Annotated in this window: 18 protein-coding genes and 5 pseudogenes; 10 read left to right on the top strand and 13 right to left on the bottom strand. The window is 38.1% G+C overall.

The features are described from left to right. Nucleotides 1-72: 72 nt before the first annotated feature. A protein-coding gene (locus G4D73_RS14900; RefSeq protein WP_213687792.1) for an IS3 family transposase occupies nucleotides 73-1,148 on the bottom strand; the annotation gives its coding sequence in 2 pieces (ribosomal slippage) (nucleotides 73-896 and nucleotides 896-1,148; 1,077 coding nt in all). 64 nt (nucleotides 1,149-1,212) lie between these two features. After that, nucleotides 1,213-1,320: pseudogene (locus tag G4D73_RS15660) on the bottom strand (site-specific integrase); the annotation flags it as partial. A 249-nt stretch (nucleotides 1,321-1,569) separates the two neighbouring features. Here G4D73_RS15660 and G4D73_RS14895 point away from each other — a divergent pair. Next, nucleotides 1,570-2,904, top strand: a complete 1,335-nt coding sequence (locus G4D73_RS14895; protein WP_042084965.1) for an ISNCY family transposase — start codon at nucleotides 1,570-1,572, stop codon at nucleotides 2,902-2,904. A 118-nt stretch (nucleotides 2,905-3,022) separates the two neighbouring features. Here G4D73_RS14895 and G4D73_RS14890 read toward each other — a convergent pair whose 3' ends face one another. Continuing rightward, nucleotides 3,023-3,451: a hypothetical protein gene (locus G4D73_RS14890; protein WP_000877730.1), complete on the bottom strand. Its 429-nt coding sequence runs from the start codon at nucleotides 3,449-3,451 to the stop codon at nucleotides 3,023-3,025. 158 nt (nucleotides 3,452-3,609) lie between these two features. Between G4D73_RS14890 and G4D73_RS14885 the strand changes: the two genes are divergently transcribed. The 6 genes from G4D73_RS14885 (at nucleotide 3,610) to G4D73_RS14860 (ending at nucleotide 6,211) form a co-directional block, all read left to right on the top strand. Further along, nucleotides 3,610-3,855 carry a type II toxin-antitoxin system RelB/DinJ family antitoxin gene (locus tag G4D73_RS14885; RefSeq protein ID WP_000246755.1) on the top strand — a complete coding sequence of 82 codons (246 nt, stop codon included), beginning with the start codon at nucleotides 3,610-3,612 and terminating at the stop codon, nucleotides 3,853-3,855. Then, nucleotides 3,845-4,138 (top strand): type II toxin-antitoxin system RelE family toxin, encoded by a 294-nt coding sequence (locus G4D73_RS14880; protein WP_159373035.1) that lies wholly within the window; start codon nucleotides 3,845-3,847, stop codon nucleotides 4,136-4,138. Before G4D73_RS14885 ends, G4D73_RS14880 begins: the two co-directional genes overlap by 11 nt. 83 nt (nucleotides 4,139-4,221) lie before the next feature. After that, nucleotides 4,222-4,614 (top strand): hypothetical protein, encoded by a 393-nt coding sequence (locus G4D73_RS14875; RefSeq protein WP_213687791.1) that lies wholly within the window; start codon nucleotides 4,222-4,224, stop codon nucleotides 4,612-4,614. 46 nt (nucleotides 4,615-4,660) lie between these two features. Continuing rightward, a complete protein-coding gene (locus G4D73_RS14870) occupies nucleotides 4,661-4,996 on the top strand; it encodes a hypothetical protein (RefSeq protein ID WP_129717937.1) in 336 nt (111 codons plus the stop codon). Between the two features lie 563 nt (nucleotides 4,997-5,559). Beyond that, a complete protein-coding gene (locus G4D73_RS14865; protein WP_000269911.1) occupies nucleotides 5,560-5,916 on the top strand; it encodes a type II toxin-antitoxin system RelE/ParE family toxin in 357 nt (118 codons plus the stop codon). Next, nucleotides 5,909-6,211, top strand: a complete 303-nt coding sequence (locus G4D73_RS14860; protein WP_001140620.1) for a helix-turn-helix domain-containing protein — start codon at nucleotides 5,909-5,911, stop codon at nucleotides 6,209-6,211. Before G4D73_RS14865 ends, G4D73_RS14860 begins: the two co-directional genes overlap by 8 nt. Nucleotides 6,212-6,252: 41 nt before the next feature. Here G4D73_RS14860 and G4D73_RS14855 read toward each other — a convergent pair. Both G4D73_RS14855 and cadR read right to left on the bottom strand, forming a co-directional pair. Then, nucleotides 6,253-6,414, bottom strand: a pseudogene (locus G4D73_RS14855) (IS6 family transposase); the annotation flags it as partial. A 93-nt stretch (nucleotides 6,415-6,507) separates the two neighbouring features. Next, nucleotides 6,508-6,900, bottom strand: a complete 393-nt coding sequence (cadR, locus tag G4D73_RS14850; protein ID WP_004733193.1) for a Cd(II)/Pb(II)-responsive transcriptional regulator — start codon at nucleotides 6,898-6,900, stop codon at nucleotides 6,508-6,510. Nucleotides 6,901-6,990: 90 nt separating this feature from the next. Here cadR and G4D73_RS14845 point away from each other — a divergent pair, with 90 nt between their 5' ends. Together G4D73_RS14845 and G4D73_RS14840 are read left to right on the top strand one after the other, a co-directional pair. Continuing rightward, the gene (locus G4D73_RS14845; RefSeq protein WP_213687790.1) at nucleotides 6,991-8,271 is read left to right on the top strand and encodes a cation transporter; all 1,281 of its coding nucleotides are present in this window, start codon (nucleotides 6,991-6,993) and stop codon (nucleotides 8,269-8,271) included. Nucleotides 8,272-8,341: 70 nt separating this feature from the next. Beyond that, entirely contained in the window at nucleotides 8,342-9,046 is a 705-nt protein-coding gene (locus G4D73_RS14840; RefSeq protein ID WP_180087571.1) for an IS6-like element IS1007 family transposase, read from the top strand. 51 nt (nucleotides 9,047-9,097) lie between these two features. Here the strand turns inward: G4D73_RS14840 and G4D73_RS15540 are convergent. The 8 genes and pseudogenes from G4D73_RS15540 to G4D73_RS14800 all read right to left on the bottom strand — a co-directional run. Continuing rightward, nucleotides 9,098-9,623, bottom strand: a pseudogene (locus G4D73_RS15540) (transposase); the annotation flags it as partial. 63 nt (nucleotides 9,624-9,686) lie between these two features. Then, nucleotides 9,687-10,825 (bottom strand): IS3 family transposase gene (locus tag G4D73_RS14830; RefSeq protein ID WP_213687789.1). Its coding sequence is split into 2 segments (ribosomal slippage): nucleotides 9,687-10,567 and nucleotides 10,567-10,825, totalling 1,140 coding nucleotides; the frame shifts between segments, so codons are not numbered across the junction. A 245-nt stretch (nucleotides 10,826-11,070) separates the two neighbouring features. Further along, nucleotides 11,071-12,093, bottom strand: coding sequence for a hypothetical protein (locus tag G4D73_RS14825; protein WP_213687788.1), 1,023 nt, complete (start codon nucleotides 12,091-12,093; stop codon nucleotides 11,071-11,073). 272 nt (nucleotides 12,094-12,365) lie between these two features. Continuing rightward, nucleotides 12,366-13,304: pseudogene (locus G4D73_RS14820) on the bottom strand (ISNCY family transposase); the annotation flags it as partial. 40 nt (nucleotides 13,305-13,344) lie between these two features. Beyond that, nucleotides 13,345-13,623, bottom strand: a pseudogene (locus G4D73_RS14815) (integrase core domain-containing protein); the annotation flags it as partial. A gap of 183 nt (nucleotides 13,624-13,806) precedes the next feature. After that, nucleotides 13,807-14,091: a putative quinol monooxygenase gene (locus G4D73_RS14810; RefSeq protein ID WP_005206902.1), complete on the bottom strand. Its 285-nt coding sequence runs from the start codon at nucleotides 14,089-14,091 to the stop codon at nucleotides 13,807-13,809. Between the two features lie 20 nt (nucleotides 14,092-14,111). After that, on the bottom strand, nucleotides 14,112-15,110 hold the full coding sequence (locus G4D73_RS14805; RefSeq protein WP_004682270.1) for a zinc-binding alcohol dehydrogenase family protein: 999 nt from the start codon (nucleotides 15,108-15,110) through the stop codon (nucleotides 14,112-14,114). Nucleotides 15,111-15,181: 71 nt separating this feature from the next. Further along, nucleotides 15,182-15,922, bottom strand: coding sequence for an SDR family oxidoreductase (locus G4D73_RS14800; RefSeq protein ID WP_001059480.1), 741 nt, complete (start codon nucleotides 15,920-15,922; stop codon nucleotides 15,182-15,184). Between the two features lie 135 nt (nucleotides 15,923-16,057). Here G4D73_RS14800 and G4D73_RS14795 point away from each other — a divergent pair, with 135 nt between their 5' ends. Beyond that, complete coding sequence (locus G4D73_RS14795) at nucleotides 16,058-16,957, top strand: LysR family transcriptional regulator (RefSeq protein ID WP_180181319.1); 900 nt, start codon at nucleotides 16,058-16,060, stop codon at nucleotides 16,955-16,957. Nucleotides 16,958-16,979: the final 22 nt, after the last annotated feature.

The following is a 16,979-nucleotide window of genomic DNA, read 5'->3' as shown; positions in this document are numbered from 1 at the left end:
GTTTTTTTCAACTAAGGGCTTTGTTGCACAAACGGTAATCCTCCCATAAATAACTGAAGTTAAAAGTAGAGGTTAAGCAGCCATTAGAGGTGGCCTTCCTTTTTTTGCTTGGTGTGGTCTTTCAGGGTTGTAATGCCACAGCCAGTTTGTTGCATAATCTTGTACTTCATCCAAAGTATCAAATAAATGTTTGCTCAGCCAACTATAACGTATAGTCCGATTATAGCGTTCAATATACGCATTCTGCTGTGGTTTACCTGGTTGAATATATTCAATACGAATACCTTGTTCAGTTGCCCAGCGTACAAATTCGTGACTGATAAACTCCGGGCCATTGTCACACCGAATAACTAACGGTTTTTCTCGCCATTCCAATAACTGATTCAATGTGTGAATAACCCTGATCGTGGGTAATGAGAATTCTGCTTCAATAGTCAAACCTTCTCGACGGTAATCATCAATCACATTCAACAATCGGAACTTACGACTATCGATCAGCTGGTCATGCATAAAATCCAGTGACCAGACCTGATTTGCCCGGATCGGCTCTTTCAGTGGTTCTGGTGCATGCCGTTTTAGTCTTCTTCTCGGTTTAATGCGCAGATTCAGTGCTGACTCACAGTAAATGCGATAAACACGTTTATGATTCCAAACATGGTTTTCAACATGACGTAGATAAGAGAAACACAGACCAAAACCCCAATCTGTATTTTCTTCAGTGAGCTCAATGAGCTGTTCTGCAATTAATGTATTGTCATCGTTTAACTTGGATTGATAACGGTAGCAGGTTTCACTGATACTAAATGCTCGGCAAGCCAAACGAATGCTAATCGCATAGTGGGCAACTGCCTGTTGTGGCATCTTACGTCGGCAAGATGGCCTCACCACTTTTTTGCCATCGCTTCCTGAATGATCTCTGTCTTTAAGCGTTCCTCAGCATACATCTTTTTAAGTCTGGTATTTTCTGCTTCCAGTTCTTTGAGTTTTGCCATTAATGATGTATCCATACCGCCATATTTGGCACGCCATTTATAGAAGGTCGCATTACTCATACCGTGTTCACGACAAAGGGTGGCTACAGGTGTGCCAGACTCCGCCTGTTTCAAAATGGACATGATCTGACTGTCAGTAAATTTAGATGTTTTCATGCAGAATCTCCTGCCTATACTTTAAGAGAAAATTCTACTTTTAGGTCCTATTGTTTTTAGGAGGGATTACTGGGTACAAACATGGACATGATGAATCCAGATCAAATAAAAGAATAATTTGATTTTCGTTTGAAACTTTCTTTTCCAAATGAATTGTTTTTAAAGCAAACATAGTAAAGTTTATGAAGTATTCTTAAGGTCAACATATCATATTTTATCGTGAAATAGAAATTAGTTAAGTTATTGAATTATAGCTTAAGAAAGAAGGATATGAACTTATTGTTAGGTGTATCGGACTTAACATAATCAATATTATACGAAATCAGTGTGTTAGAAACCATTTAAAGTGTCTATATTCTCACCAATAAAAATGTCTAGTTTATGATGGTTTTTACCATCATGGACTGGATATAAATTAGAGATGTTGATCACTATGTCTGACAAGGAAATTCAACGTCTTGCAGTTCTGCAAGACGTTCGAGATCATCGTATTACCCAGGTCCGTGCTGCTGAAATCCTGAATCTTTCCACTCGTCAAATTACCCGGTTATTGCAGAAACTCAATCAAGACGGTGTTTCAGGTCTGGCACATGCCAGTCGTGGTCAACCTGGCCATCATCGCCATGATGAGTTATTAAAATCAAAATGTCTTTCCATTATTTCTGAACATCTGCTGGGATTTGGACCTACCTTGGCGCATGAGAAGCTCAGCAGCATATTTGACCTGAATATCCCGGTAGAAACGGTTCGGCGCTGGATGATGGCCAATGACCTCTGGATTCCGCGATCCAAGCGCCTTAAACGTCCATATCAGCCACGTTATAACCGGGATTGCTTCGGTGAGCTGATCCAGATTGATGGCTCATATCATGACTGGTTCGAAGGACGCGCTGCTAAGTGCTGTTTATTGGTGTATATCGATGATGCCACTGGAAAGCTGTTGCATCTACGCTTCTGTGAGGCGGAAACCACCTTCGACTATATGCTTTCAACCCGAGCCTACATTGAACAATACGGCAAACCTCTGGCCTTTTATAGCGACAAACATTCGGTATTCAGAGTTAATCAGAAATCCAGGAAAGACAGCCAGATCACGCAATTTGGGCGGATTCTGAACGAGTTAAATATTGATATTATCTTTGCCAACTCACCACAGGCTAAAGGTCGCGTAGAACGCGCGAATAGAACCCTTCAAGACCGTTTGATCAAGGAGATGCGTCTGGAAGGCATCAGTTCAATTGCCGAAGCCAATGCATGGCTACCCTGCTTCATTGAGCACTTCAATCAGAAGTTTGCCAAGTGTGCGAGAAACTCGAAGAATTTACATCGATCTTTAACGGAATCTGATGCTGAGCTGGAGGATATATTCACTTGGCAGGAACCGCGTAAGGTCACGAAGAACCTAACCATCACCTATGACAAGTGTATTTATCTGCTTGAACCGACAGAGCTGAATCATAAGCTTGTTGGGCAATACATTTCATTTCTGGAGTACCCGGATGGCACTGTGGCCCTCATGCATGAAGGACGGAAGATCAACTATAGCGTCTTCAATAAACTGGCTGGACTACAGCAGAATGAAGTGGTTGAGAATAAAAGATTAGGCTCAGTTCTGGCGCATATCCAGCAACAACATGAAGAGTTGGAGAAACAGAATAAACGTTCCCGTCTCAAGAAAAGTATGCCGAGTCGTAAAGCTCAGAAAGCTGTTATTGAACAAAGAAAGTTAAATCCTGTGCTTGACTCTTGTGGTTAAAAACAGGACATTTTAAATGGTTTATCACATAGACATTTTAATTGGTGAATAACATTTTATTTCGTATAACGTGTATTATGTTAATTTTAGGGAAATTTAAGAATCTCTATGCAATGGTTTATTCAATATTCTTTGATTTCTTATCTTTTAGGTTAATCAGAAATAGCCAATAACATAAGCCAGGAAATAGAGCCATAAAGATAGTCCATGTATCTGTATACATCTTCCACCACTCTTTCGAAATTTCTCCTGTGTGACTCCATCCAAAAAGAATAAAAAATGGAGTAGCAATAATTATAGAGGCAATACAGATAGTTAATAAATTAAGACTGTTATAACGATTTAAAAGAATTGAGAATATGAAGCTGAAAGGTACAGTCAAAATACAATAAGCCAAATAGACAAGACCGTGCCCTACAAGAACCACTAAAATCGAGTATAGGCTGTATTCCTGATTCATTACGATAAACAGGACTGCTGTGAAAAAAAGTAGTGGTAAAGGAGAAAGTAAGAGAGCTTTTACTATTTTTTCATTTGAGTATTTCACTAATTTAATTCTCTTATCTACTCAATAAATAATAATACTATAACGATTTTATTGGAGGTTTTTTGATTCTATTTAACATAATGGCTGTTATGCAAAGTCGACTTGTAATGCAATTTGCATTACAATATTCCTAGTACATTAAATACTTGGGAAATATGATGGCTACTGTTAACTTCAGGATCGATGAAGCCCTTAAAGAAAAATCTTATTCAATCCTTAAAGAGCAAGGTATTGCACCTACGGATTTCTTCACTAGTATTCTTGAGTATGTTGCTACGACTGGGAAACTGCCTGTCAAAAAAGCTTTGCTTTCGGAAGAAGATGAAGAATTATTAGCTCTTGTCCGTAAGCGCATTAATGATCCTAAAGAGATGTTTGAGGAAGTCACATTAGATGACTTATAAGCTTTTACGTCACAAGGACTTTACAGCAGAATGGGAAAAACTCCCTGTTGCTATACGAGATCAATTTAAAAAGAAACTAGCCAAAGTCATAGAGCAGCCACATATTCCAAAGAATATGCTTAGAGGCGATCTTGCAGGTTGCTATAAAATCAAATTATTAAAAGCTGGTGTCCGACTTGTCTATCAAGTTAAAGATAATCAGGTAGTTATCCTGCTCATTACCGTCGGAAAACGAGCTGATAGCATGGTTTATGACGAAGCGAAAAAGCGAATTAAAGACTAAAAATGGGAGCTTATAGCTCCCATTTTTGGCTTCGTATAAGGTGTATTATGTTAATTTTAGGAAAATTAAAGGATTCTTAGATCATGATAGTCCATATTATAAGAGAAGCTTGTTGTTCCCAAGATGATCAATTAGGCCCTTTAGAAATACAATTAGAATTTGAGGAAAATGTAACATTAGAACAAGTAATAAAGGAAATCTGCACAGTAAAATTTCTTCAATATAGTTCTTCACATAACCATATGCTTGGAAGAGCAGATGATCAAAAAATAGTAGAAATACTATTACCTCAAGAAGAAATAATTTTTCATATTCAGAAAGATAGTTTAGTTAAAAATTTAATAGCTGAAAGCGGATTCAGCTTCTCTTTTATAAATAGTATTTTCGATATTAAAGATAAAACAATGACTGAAAATAAACCTAACAAATGTCTAGAAAAAAGAAGCCTTTTACAAAATCTTATTTTTTGGAAATAAGTTATATACTGAATCAATTAACATAATGGCTGTTAAGGTAACTATTGTGAATCCTATTAATGACCATACAGATATTTTGACAAACCTATTACAAATTATGCATGACTCGGTTAATGGTCATTATGATGAGTTAAAAGCAATTTTTGATTATTTTGAATCTTCATTAGATAACTCCGTCTCAATGGAGGCTAACTTTTCCTATTTGATTGAAGGAGAAGAAAAATTCGCTTTTTTAGAAGATCCTGAATCAAAAGTTCCAAGTCTAATTGAAAGCTTGCATAAAATTATGAAAAGCCATACAGGTGGTGATTGGAAAAAATTTATTTTAAATCTAGATGCAAATGGGAAAGCTCATACTAAATTTATTTATGATGAAAAATAAACCATTTTTGAGCTAGTTATAACTTTAAATATAGTTTATTTAACATAATGGCGGTTATACGAAGTACAATTGTATATTAATATAAATATCAAGCACTTAATGAAAACAGAAAAATCCAAAAATGACCAAAAAGCCGATTTTGAAACAAGTCGGCTTTTTTATGAGCGGTTTTGATACTTCTTGCCAATAAATTTGACTAAAAAATAGTCAGTTTTGAGGTTTTTCAAATTTTATCAATGCCTCAATGTCCAAAATTATCCACATTTTTTGTGGATAAAATTTAGGCTATTTTGTAAGCCCTGGCTCATACCAATCTCGGCCCTTTGCTGCTATCCGCAATACTGGAAATTTCCTATCATGAAGACATAGAGAGCAGGATGCTCCAGATAAAAAGAATAAGATGAACAACAAGGAACGTGAGATCAGACAGGAGTCAGATCTAAGCACCAAATATGGAAAAGCCCGACAGGATGTCGGGCTTTTTTATTGCCTATCCTTTCTCATTTGCAAAACAAACATAATGCCCCTAAAATATAGACTATAATCTATATTTTGGTTGTGGTATGTGGACAGTCATTACGACAGATCTATTTAATCAGTGGCTTGAACAGCAAGATGAATCGACACAAGAGAAGGTCCTAGCTGCCCTGGTTGTTCTACAGCAGCAGGGACCGAGTTTAGGCCGTCCTTTAGTAGATACTGTGTATGAGTCTAAATTTACCAATATGAAAGAACTGCGTGTTCAACATCGCGGTAGACCCTTAAGAGCTTTTTTCGCATTTGATCCCTTACGACAGGCTATTGTTCTATGTATTGCTGATAAAGGCGGTAAAAAGCGTTTTTATAAAGACATGCTGGATATTGCAGATGAACAATACCAACTTCATCTCACCACCCTAGGAGATAAATCTAATGGCTAAGACTCTGCAAGAATTGTTAGCTAGCCGCTCTCCAGAGAGCCAAGCCCGTATTCAAAAAATGGCAGATGAATTACTGCTAGAAAATCAGCTTCATCTTATTCGTGAAGAACTCGAAATTTCTCAAAAAGAGCTTGCTGAAACTTTGGGAATAAAACAGCCATCGCTTTCAGCAATAGAAAATCGTGGCAATGATCTTAAGATTTCAACCATGAAAAAGTATGTTGAGGCAATGGGTGGGAAGCTCCGTATTGATGTAGAGCTTCCAACAGGAAAACATATAGGATTCAACGTTTAACAATAAAAATGGGAGCTATAGGCTCCCATTTTTAGATTCGTATAACGTTGAACCCAACGGTAAATAGTCGTGTGATCAACATTCACACCCCGTTCGGCCAGCATTTCCTGCAGTTCACGATAGCTAATGCCATATTTACAATACCAGCGCACAGCCCAAAGAATGATTTCGCCCTGAAAATGCCGACCATGGAAAGGATTCATATGCTGCACCTTTAGCTAAAACAGTCTTCAGCTTACCATTCGTGGTTATTTGCAACAGTGCCGATTTTTTGAAAAAAGCATAGGTCTAGATAATCAAGCTAGATTTTTTAAAACTCCACATTGGTCAATTGTACATAAACCATCACAAGTACCTCTTAAATCAGATAGTTGTTCAATAAGCTTTTGTTGCTTGATTATATTTTCTCTGATAGCACTGACATGTAAGTCAATTAATTCATTCACATCTGAACAATTTTTCTCAGGTTTGTCTTTATAGGTAAGTAATTGACGAATTTCATTCAAACTCATATTTAAAGTTCGGCAATTCAAAATAAACTTAATTCGCTCAACATAGCCTATATCGTAAAGGCGGTAATTTCCTTCCGTTCTTTCGGGTTCCGGAATTAAACCTTCCTTTTCATAAAACCTAATTGTTAATACTGAACATGAGGTTTTTTTAGAGAGTTCACCAATTTTTAAATGCATTGAGTTGGTATTTCCAAAAAATCTTGACTCTATAGTAACTATAGGGATTCTAATATTCAAAGTTTATAAATTTTTTTAATGGGTATAATTATGAGTGGTTGTGGATGTAGTAAAGAAACACCATGCAAAGATAAGAAATCTCAACAAGAAAATCATCCATCAATTGCAGAAGCAAACAATTCAAAGAATTGTAATAATACGCTTAGCTGTTGTGGTGAAGAGGAAGAAGAAAAATCTTCATCTCCTTGCTGTAACACTTCAAACAGTTGTGAAGATACCGCTCAATCCTGTTGTGGTTCTGATCCCAAAGAAAATTTAAGCACTGAAGACGTTTTAAAAAATTCGCACTACATGAGTGAATACTTAGTTCCCAAAATGGATTGTTCTGCGGAAGAACAGATGGTTCGTATGGCGCTATCTTCAATTGATGGTGTTCAAAAACTCATCTTTGATTTACCTAACCGTTCTTTAAAGGTTCTACATAATCAAAAAGATGAAAATATAACCACCAAACTTGAAGCTTTGGGTTTTGGTGCAAAGCTTGTGAAGACTGAAACTTATATAAGCAATCAACAGGCTAAGCAAACAAGTACCTACACCATTCCTAAAATGGATTGCTCTGCTGAAGAGCAAATGGTCCGTATGGCTCTTGCAGATATTGAAGCAGTTAAAGGTCTTACTTTTGATCTTCCCAATCGAAAACTGAAAGTCTTCCATAATGAAGGGAGTCAGCAAATTACGGCCAAACTTGAAGGACTGGGTTTTGGGGCGAAACTTGATGAAACACAGCTTTCTTCAGGCGATATACCTAATGAACCTGATCCTGTGAGACAAGCTAAAGTACTTAAACTGTTATTAGGCATTAATGCTCTACTTTTCTTTATAGAATTCATCAGCGGAATTATTGCTGCGTCTACAGGATTGATTGCTGATTCTCTAGATATGTTTGCCGATGCAGCCGTTTATGGTATTGCGCTATATGCCGTCGGAAAAGCTGCGAAATATCAAATAAAAGCAGCCCATTTCGCAGGTTGGATTCAGTTATTACTTGCTGTTATCGTGATTGTTGATGTCATTAGACGATTCATGTTTGGAAGCGAGCCAGAATCAACGCTCATGATTGTTATTGGCCTGCTCGCACTTATAGCTAACGTGACATGCTTATATCTTATTTCTGGTCATCGAGAAGATGGCGCACATATGAAAGCCAGTTGGATTTTCTCGGCGAATGACGTTGTCGTAAATATGGGCGTTATATTTGCCGGTGTACTCGTGGCGTGGACGGGATCAGCTTATCCAGACTTAATCATTGGCATACTGGTTTCTTTATTCGTACTTAATGGTGCCCGAAAAATTTTGGCTTTGAAGTAAGAGTATCGGGCACCGTTGCAAATAACTACGAATGGTAAGCTGAAGACTGCTTTAGCTAAAGGTGCAGCATATGAATCCTTTCCATGGTCGGCATTTTCAGGGCGAAATCATTCTTTGGGCCGTGCGCTGGTATAGTAAATATGGCATCAGCTATCGTGAACTTCAGGAAATGCTCGCTGAACGTGGAGTGAATGTTGATCACACCACAATTTATCGCTGGGTTCAGCGTTATGCTCAAGAAATGGAAAAACGTTTACGTTGGTATTGGCGTAATCCTACAGATCGACATTTATGGCATCTGGATGAAACTTACGTAAAAGTGAATGGCAAATGGGCATATCTATACCGTGCAGTTGACCAACGTGGCCATACTCTTGATTTCTATCTTTCTGCTAGACGAAATACCCATTCAGCTTATTGTTTTCTTGGTAAGATTTTGAATCATGTCAAAAAATGGCAGATTCCACGAGTCATAAACACTGATAAGGCTCATACCTATGGCCGTGCTTTGTCGCGACTAAAACAGGAAGGAAAGTGTCCTGAAGACCTGGACCATCGACAGATTAAATACAAGAATAACGTGATTGAATGTGATCATGGCAAGCTCAAACGGATCATCAAGGCTACGTTGGGATTCAAGTCTATGAAAACGGCTTATGCCACAATTAAAGGAATTGAGGTTATGCGTGCTCTACGCAAAGGACAAGCTTCATTATTTTATAACGGTAATATTCTAGGAGAAGTTTGGCTAGTAAATAGAGTTTTTGGTCTCTAAGCTTTTTTGAAGGGAAAATCATCGACTCAGATCCCTATTTGCAACAGTGCCATTGATACCGCAACTTTCGCCAACGTCTTTCAAATCACAATGAATCTTGCGATAACCGTAGACTCCGCCAGATTCCAACCAGAACTGTTTAATTAATCCTGAAAGCTGTTGCCGCTTCCTCGCAGTTATACTGGTAGGTTTCTTTAACCAGGCGTAATAACCACTGTGATGAACATCTAACGTTGAACATAAACGACGAACAGACCATATATGTTGGTTGTCCCGAATAAAGGCGTACCTCATTTGGACTGGCTTGCGAAGCGGCGTGAAAGCAGTGCTTTCACTTTAATATGTCCCTTTCTTCAGTGACCCTTTGCAGCTCTTTTTTTAATTTCGCTAATTCTGTAGTTGGATCACTAGATTCTGTTGTCTTGGGCTGCTGTGGATCATAACGTTTGATCCAAGCATACAGAATATGTGTAGTGGTTCCTAAACGTGTAGCAACTTCAGCCACACTATGACCTTTCTCAGTGACTTGTTTTACTGCTTCAATTTTGAACTCTTCAGGGTATCGTTTACTGCTCATAAGCACCTCGTTAATTAGCCATTTTATCTGGACTGCTCCCAGTATCCTAGACATGAGACGGCCTCATTTTGAAGCTGCCTCAAAGGCTTCTGGACTCATCCCATCGAGATGCGAATGACGCCTGATTCGATTGTAAAACATCTCGATATAATCAAATACATCTGCACGCGCCATTTCTCGTGTTTTATAGATCCTCTTTTTAATTCTTTCCTTCTTTAAGCTGCTAAAAAAGGATTCAGCAACAGCATTGTCCCAACAGTTTCCACGACGACTCATACTCGGAACTAAATTATGCTTCTGACAGAATTTCTGCCAGTCTCCGCTACTGTATTGTGAGCCTTGGTCTGAGTGTATGATCACAGGTTCATTGGGTCTGCGTCGCCATACCGCCATAAGAAGTGCATCCAAAACGATATCCTTGGCAAGCGTAGGTTTCATTGACCAACCGATGACTTTCCTTGAATATAAATCGAGAACCACAGCCAGATATAACCAGCCTTGCCAAGTGCGGATGTAGGTAATATCAGTCACCCACGAGGTATCAGGTGTGTTTACAACAAATTCTCGATTTAAATGGTTAGGTGGCACAATCTGAGGACGACCACGACCATAGCTTTTATGCTTCTTATATCCTCGAACAGCGGCAATGCCATTGTTCTTCATGATCTTCAGCACACGATTCGGTCCACAGCTTTCACCTAGCTCTTTAAGATCCAGCGTGATGCGACGATAACCATAGATAGCATAACTGGCATCATAAGAAGAACGGATCAGTTGTAATAACCGTTTGTCTTCAATTGTTCTGCCTGATTCGGGTTCATGTAGCCAGGCATAATAGCCAGCACGAGCAATCTTAAGAACCCGACACATCGTCTTAATCTTAAATTGATGGCTGTACTCAAGGATAAACTGATACTTTACTCGGGCAGGCTTGCAAAGTACCTTGCGGCCTTTTTTAAGATATCCCGCTCTTCTTCAGTTTGCTTAAGCTGACTTTTAAGACGAAGGATCTCTTTCTTTGCTTCGAGTAGTTCATGTTCATCAGGGTTGTTGCGTAAAGGCTGTATGGCCTTTAGCCATTTATAAATGCTGTGCTGTGATACACCTAAACGTTCTGCCACATCAGTGACAGAATATCCACGTTCAGTAATCAATTTAACAGCTTCTTCTTTAAATTCTGAGGTGTATCGTTGTCCACTCATAATGTTCTCTCCTATGCAAAAAGAATAGACGAAATTTGTCTAGGAGAGTGGTGGCAGTCCATATCTAACTAAAAGGTGTCTACAAAATCGGGGGCTATTCATAAAAAGACACCTAAAAAGGTGTCTAAAAAATTAATAAGTTTTACTCCAATTAAATATTGTATTTTCAGCTACTCTAATTTACAGGCTCTACATTTTTACTTTGATACTTAGTTAGGCTATTCATTTCATTCAAAAATTGGCAATTAGTTCTTTACTAGGCCTAATAATGCTATCTTTAAAGTATCTGAGGCTATTTTATTGTAGGCATTGCAAATTCCGAGGTTGAATTGAGTTGGGTTATCATATTCATCCTTGAGTTCATAAACAGCACCTGCATCATAATTACCTTCATATAATTTACCATTTTTAAGAATAACCGCTTTACCGCGATAGCCTTCGCCATGATAAAAATTATATTGTTGAGACTCCGGAATATATGCAACCTGATAGCTAGCCCATGTTTCTACTATCGGATTGTTATCAGATGCTTTTTGTTCTGCTATCCATTCAGCGATAGTCTTATTTGTAAAGTCATCAAACTCGCTAAAACTTATATTTGGTTGGTTGTATTGCTGAGTCAAATATTGATGGCAAACGGAATCTTTTGGAAATGAGCCAGAGATATTTTTAATTTGATTAGAAAGGTTTAACCAATTTTTATCATTTTTGAGAGATTCTCCAGGATTCTTTAACAGTTCAGTAGTGACATAAGCAGAATTTAGGGGGCTATTATTTAATGAAATATTTTTAAAGGTAAGAGTAGACTTAAATTCAGGAGTTTCACTATCAAAAGTTGTAATAATTTTTCCATTTGAATTTGAAACCAGATATTGAGGATGTTGGCTATTGGCTGAGTAATAGATTTTATTTTTAGTCAGCACATATTCTTTACGAAATTGCCAAGCTGGATCATATTGGATGTTTTGTTGATACAATGTCTGTGTATTTTCATTAATTTTATTATTTAAAGTAGTCTTGTAATTTTCTATAAGAGAAAAAATATGGTCCTTCAACCCAACATCTACTACTTTGATTTTATATTCAGCAATAGGAAACTCTAAAGTATGAACAGTTGTGTTCGATGGTGAACCATCTAAAGGTAAAGTAGGTGGTGTAGAAGTAGCATTATTGCTGTCATTATTTTGATTTACTTTAGAACTTGAACCTCCACATGCTGTTAGTAAAAGTGCCGAGCTAATCAGGAAGGTTAATTTTTTAATCATCATTTGTTTAAAAACTCAAATTATTTAAAGTACTTAATGCTTCGGTTTCTTTAGTAATTTGGAACATTATTTTATATTCACAAGAATCCCAAATACATAAGCTACTTCAGTAGTGTCATTTTCAATCAAGCTCATCTTATTTTTTAATAAGAAAAGAATCAATGTAGGTATTAGAAAATACATCAAAATATTCTCAAATGATCTCTATTTTTTGGAAAAACTGTTATTCCCCAATTAAAATGTCTATGCGATAAACCATTTAAAATGTCCTGTTTTTAACTACAAGAGTCAAGCACAGGATTTAAATTTCTTTGTTCAATAACAACTTTCTGAGCTTTACGACTTGGCATACTTTTCTTGGCACGGGAACGTTTATTCTGTTTTTCCAATGCTTCATGCTGTTGCTGGATATGTGCCAGGACTGAACCTAATCTTTTATTCTCAACCACTTCATTCTGCTGAAGTCCAGCCAGTTTATTGAAGATGCTGTAGTTGAGCTTTCGTCCCTCATGCATGAGGGCCACAGTGCCATCCGGATACTCCAGAAATGAAATGTATTACCCAACAAGCTTATGATTCAGCTCTGTCGGTTCAAGCAGATAAATATATTTGTCATACGTCAGGGTCAGATTCTTGGTGACCTTACGCGGTTCCTGCCAGGTAAAAATATCATCTAGTTCAACATCAGACTCTGTTAAAGGGCGATGCAAGTTCTTGGAATTTCTCGCACACTTGGCAAACTTCTGGTTGAACTGCTCAATAAAGCAGGGTAGCCAGGCATTGGCTTTGGCAATTGAACTGATGCCTTCCAGACGCATCTCCTTGATCAACCGGTCTTGAAGGGTTCTATTCGCGCGTTCTACGCGACCTTTGGCCTGTGGTGAGTTGGCAAAGATAATATCTATCTTCAACTCATTCAGAATCCGGCCAAATTGCGTGATTTTGCTGTCCTGGCTCGATTTCTGGTTCACTCGGAAAACCGAATGTTTATCGCTATAAAAGGCCAACGGCTTACCGTATTGTTCAATGTAGGCTCGGGTTGAAAGCATATAGTCGAAGGTCGTTTCCGCCTCACAGAAGCGCAGATGCAACAGCTTTCCAGTGGCATCATCGATATAAAACAGCAAGCAGCACTTAGCAGCGCGTCCTTCGAACCAGTCATGATATGAGCCATCAATCTGGATTAGCTCACCGAAGCAATCCCGGTTATAACGTGTGAACCGTACCGGGTTTGTCGGAGACTTTTTATTGAAGTTAGGCCACCTGACCTAACGGGTTAATCTTATCATAGTACATTGCTTCAAAATCAAAAGGCGATACATAACCCAGTGCACCGTGTACACGCTTTTTGTTGAACCAATCTACCCAATTTAATGTCGCAAGTTGTACATCTGCTAAACCTTGCCAATCTGCTTTTAAATATTCAATCACCTCTGTTTTGTATAAGCCATTCACCGTTTCAGCCAAAGCAATATCATATGAATCACCAGTCGTACCGACTGATGCTCGTAAATTTGCTGCCTCTAAACGATGACATTATTGTCAAAATGCAGGGTATTGGTGGCTCCCCTCAGGGGCATAATTTGCTGAAGCCTAAGTTACTACTAAAAAATTAAAAATTCTTAAAAAATAGGAGCTTATAGCTCCCATTTTTTGTTAGCTTTCTAAGTCCCTATGTTAATTTGAAGAATACTTCATCATAACGTCCGAATACAGCTATATTTTTTTGATTTCTACAATATCACTTGATTCAATTAGCGATTGGATATTACCAAATAAACTTTGAATATAATCAGACGCTATATGGATATCTAAATCCTCCCTGCTACGCCATTCTTCTAAGAAGAAATATCTACTCGAGTCATTTTCGCTAATATAAAGCTCATATTTCAAGCATCCTTCTTCTTGAAGCGTAGGCTCTATTACACTTTGTAAAAGCGCTTCTAACCTCTCTTTTTGATCTGATTTTGCCTTAAAGTTCGCAATTACTGAAATAGTCATTATTTCACCTTTAATTTGTTTTAGAAGTTTTCTAGTACAATTTTGCCTTTTGACTTACCTGATTCAAGCAACTTATGCGCCTTCTCCAAGTTTGCAGCGTTAATTTTTCCTAGATTTTGGTTGAGAGTACTTCTAATTTTTTGCTGGTCAACTAATTGGGCAACCTGTTGCAATAGATCACCTTGCTTTTCAATATCATCGGTTTCATACATTGAACGGGTGAACATCAACTCCCAATGGATAGAAATAGATTTAGTCTTAAACGGCATAATATCAAATGTTTGTGGATCATCGATCAATCCAAGCTTGCCTTGTGGTGCAATCAGAGAAACTATTTGCTTGATATATGTTTCTGTATGATTTGTAGAGAATACATACTTTGGTTTTTCAATGCCTAGTGTCTCGATTTGTGCATTTAAATCTTTGCTATGATCAATGACATGGTCGGCACCAAGTGATTCCACCCAAGATTTCGTTTCTTCACGTGAAGCTGTTGCTATAACGGTCAGATTTGTTTTTGCTTTTAGGAGTTGGATAGCGATTGATCCTACACCGCCTGCACCACCAATAATTAAAATACTGCCAACTTCTGTTTCTGAAATTTGAAACCGATCAAACAGCATTTCCCATGCCGTTATTGCAGTTAATGGCAATGCTGCTGCTTCTGCATTAGATACTGTAATGGGTTTAAGACTGATAATTCGTTCATCGACTGCTTGAAACTCAGCATTACTACCATCTCGGGTTAAATCGCCAGCATACCAAACAGAATCTCCTACTTTAAACGAGGTAACTTTTGAGCCAACTTCAATAATTTCCCCAACGGCATCCCAACCTAAAATACGATTATTTGCTTCAGACGAATTTTTTCTCACTTTGGTATCAACTGGATTCACAGAGATTGCCTGAACTTTTACCAGTACATCTCGCTCCTTAAGCGTAGGCTTCGCTTTTTCAATATCTACCAATGAATTTTTAAAATCATCATGGTTATTTATAACATACGATACGGCTTTCATAGATTTGTCCTTAACTTTAAAAATATAGTAAAAATGGGAGCGAGGTGCTCCCATTTTTTGTTATTCAATTATTAAAACTCTTGGCTCGTTGGGCGTAAAACAATTTCATTAATATCTACATCCGCAGGCTGTTCAATTGCATAAGCAATTGCTCGAGCGACTGAGTCAGCTGGTATAGCTTGTTTGTAGAAATCAGTAACAAACTCTGAACTTTCTTTATGAGAAGAACCGAATTTTAGTTCTGACTCAATTGCACCAGGCTCAATAGTAGTCGTTCTAATTGTTCCCCCAACTTCATGACGAAGGCCTTCAGAGATGGCTCTTACAGCAAACTTAGTACCGCTATAAACAGTACCTCCTGGACTAAATACTTTTAACCCTGCAACAGATGCGAGATTAATAAAGTGTCCAAAGTTTTGTTTTTGGAAAACAGGCAGTGTAGCTGCTATACCATAAAGAACACCTTTAATATTAATGTCGATCATACGATCCCATTCATCAACTTTTAGCTCACTTAATGGTGCAATAGACATTAATCCAGCATTGTTTACCAATACATCGATTTGACCAAATGCGCTTAATGCCTTTTCAATAAGTGCTTGTACTTCATGTGGTTTGGTTATATCCATACCAATAAATTCAGCTTGACCACCTTCAGCACGAATGTCGTGAACAATAGCCTGTAATTTTTCAGTACGTCTAGCACCAAGTACAACCTTTGCACCTTTTTTAGCAAGTAAGCGAGCAGTAGCTTCACCTAAACCACTACTTGCACCTGTGATAACAATAACTTTATTTTCTATATTATTCATACAAGTAACCTTCAACTTATCTGTCAATCATATTTGATGGATTAAGTATTACAGCCTTGTTAGGTATAATAAATGAATAATATTATCTTTCAGAATTCCTATTTACGGAATAATTACCATAACACAGGATTGGACATGCAGAACAAATTGGAAATGATGCGTATCTTTTGTGTCGCAGCAGAGTCTCGAAATTTTAAAGAGGCAGCAACTCAGCTGGGTATTTCCCCGCAGGTAGTGACACGGGCAATAAAAGAGCTAGAAGAGCAGCGCGGAGAGATTCTGTTTTACAGGAGTACTCGACAAATTAAAATTACCGCTGATGGTGAGCGTCTGGCAAAGCAAGCACATTTTGCGGTGGGATCCATTGATGCTCTGCTTGTAAAAGACACCAAGGAAAAACGAGATGAAATGCGTGGGACCGTCCGTCTTACTGTGTCGTCTGTGTTAGGGCGTAAATTGGTAGTACCTGCACTAGCAGAATTTGCCACACGTTATCCAGATATTGTCGTGGATTGTGTGCTAACAGATTCACACTCGGATGTGATCGATGAGCGAATAGATATCGGGATCAGATTTGGATTTTTGCCGGACAATCGATATGTGGCAAGGGAATTGGCTAAAGTGAACTTTTATTCTGTGGGTACGCCAGAGTTAATTGATAAGGTTGGAATGCCCAAAAAAATTATTGACTTAGATAAATACCCTCTAACAGCACTATTCGATCATAAAACAGGGCGTTACTGGCCATGGACATTCACTGAAAGTCGAAGCTTTACGCCATCAAAGCCCCGTTTTATTACAGATGATCTAGAAGCTGAATTTCAAGCTATTCTCGCTGGAGTTGGATTCGGACACATGCCTGGATTTCTAGTTTTGCCGTGGCTTAGGAGTGGTAAGCTCATTCAGATACTTCATGAGGAAACCTCTCCCGTTTGGCGCCTGTATTTATATCGTCCACAGCGGGGCCCGACACCTTTGCGAATCCGAGCATTGTTTGATTACTTAGCGGAAGTGCTGGGCCATGTAGAAACCTGAATCAGATGGAACTAACCTTTTT

It is taken from the genome of Acinetobacter sp. WY4, from assembly GCF_018438165.1.
In the GTDB taxonomy this organism is placed as follows: domain Bacteria; phylum Pseudomonadota; class Gammaproteobacteria; order Pseudomonadales; family Moraxellaceae; genus Acinetobacter.
The sequence above is the reverse complement of the archived record's forward strand: the minus strand, read 5'-3'. Positions and strand labels throughout refer to the sequence as shown.

What these genes read in the sequence shown, in the direction of transcription:
- G4D73_RS14810 (WP_005206902.1), bottom strand. Translation starts at nt 14,091, where the DNA reads ATGACTATTTCAGTAATTGCGAACTTTAAGGCAAAATCAGATCAAAAA.
- G4D73_RS14885 (WP_000246755.1), top strand. Translation starts at nt 3,610, where the DNA reads ATGGCTACTGTTAACTTCAGGATCGATGAAGCCCTTAAAGAAAAATCT.
- cadR (WP_004733193.1), bottom strand. Translation starts at nt 6,900, where the DNA reads ATGCATTTAAAAATTGGTGAACTCTCTAAAAAAACCTCATGTTCAGTA.
- G4D73_RS14860 (WP_001140620.1), top strand. Translation starts at nt 5,909, where the DNA reads ATGGCTAAGACTCTGCAAGAATTGTTAGCTAGCCGCTCTCCAGAGAGC.
- G4D73_RS14845 (WP_213687790.1), top strand. Translation starts at nt 6,991, where the DNA reads ATGAGTGGTTGTGGATGTAGTAAAGAAACACCATGCAAAGATAAGAAA.
- G4D73_RS14895 (WP_042084965.1), top strand. Translation starts at nt 1,570, where the DNA reads ATGTTGATCACTATGTCTGACAAGGAAATTCAACGTCTTGCAGTTCTG.
- G4D73_RS14875 (WP_213687791.1), top strand. Translation starts at nt 4,222, where the DNA reads ATGATAGTCCATATTATAAGAGAAGCTTGTTGTTCCCAAGATGATCAA.
- G4D73_RS14795 (WP_180181319.1), top strand. Translation starts at nt 16,058, where the DNA reads ATGCAGAACAAATTGGAAATGATGCGTATCTTTTGTGTCGCAGCAGAG.
- G4D73_RS14840 (WP_180087571.1), top strand. Translation starts at nt 8,342, where the DNA reads ATGAATCCTTTCCATGGTCGGCATTTTCAGGGCGAAATCATTCTTTGG.
- G4D73_RS14880 (WP_159373035.1), top strand. Translation starts at nt 3,845, where the DNA reads ATGACTTATAAGCTTTTACGTCACAAGGACTTTACAGCAGAATGGGAA.
- G4D73_RS14865 (WP_000269911.1), top strand. Translation starts at nt 5,560, where the DNA reads ATGTGGACAGTCATTACGACAGATCTATTTAATCAGTGGCTTGAACAG.
- G4D73_RS14825 (WP_213687788.1), bottom strand. Translation starts at nt 12,093, where the DNA reads ATGATGATTAAAAAATTAACCTTCCTGATTAGCTCGGCACTTTTACTA.
- G4D73_RS14805 (WP_004682270.1), bottom strand. Translation starts at nt 15,110, where the DNA reads ATGAAAGCCGTATCGTATGTTATAAATAACCATGATGATTTTAAAAAT.
- G4D73_RS14800 (WP_001059480.1), bottom strand. Translation starts at nt 15,922, where the DNA reads ATGAATAATATAGAAAATAAAGTTATTGTTATCACAGGTGCAAGTAGT.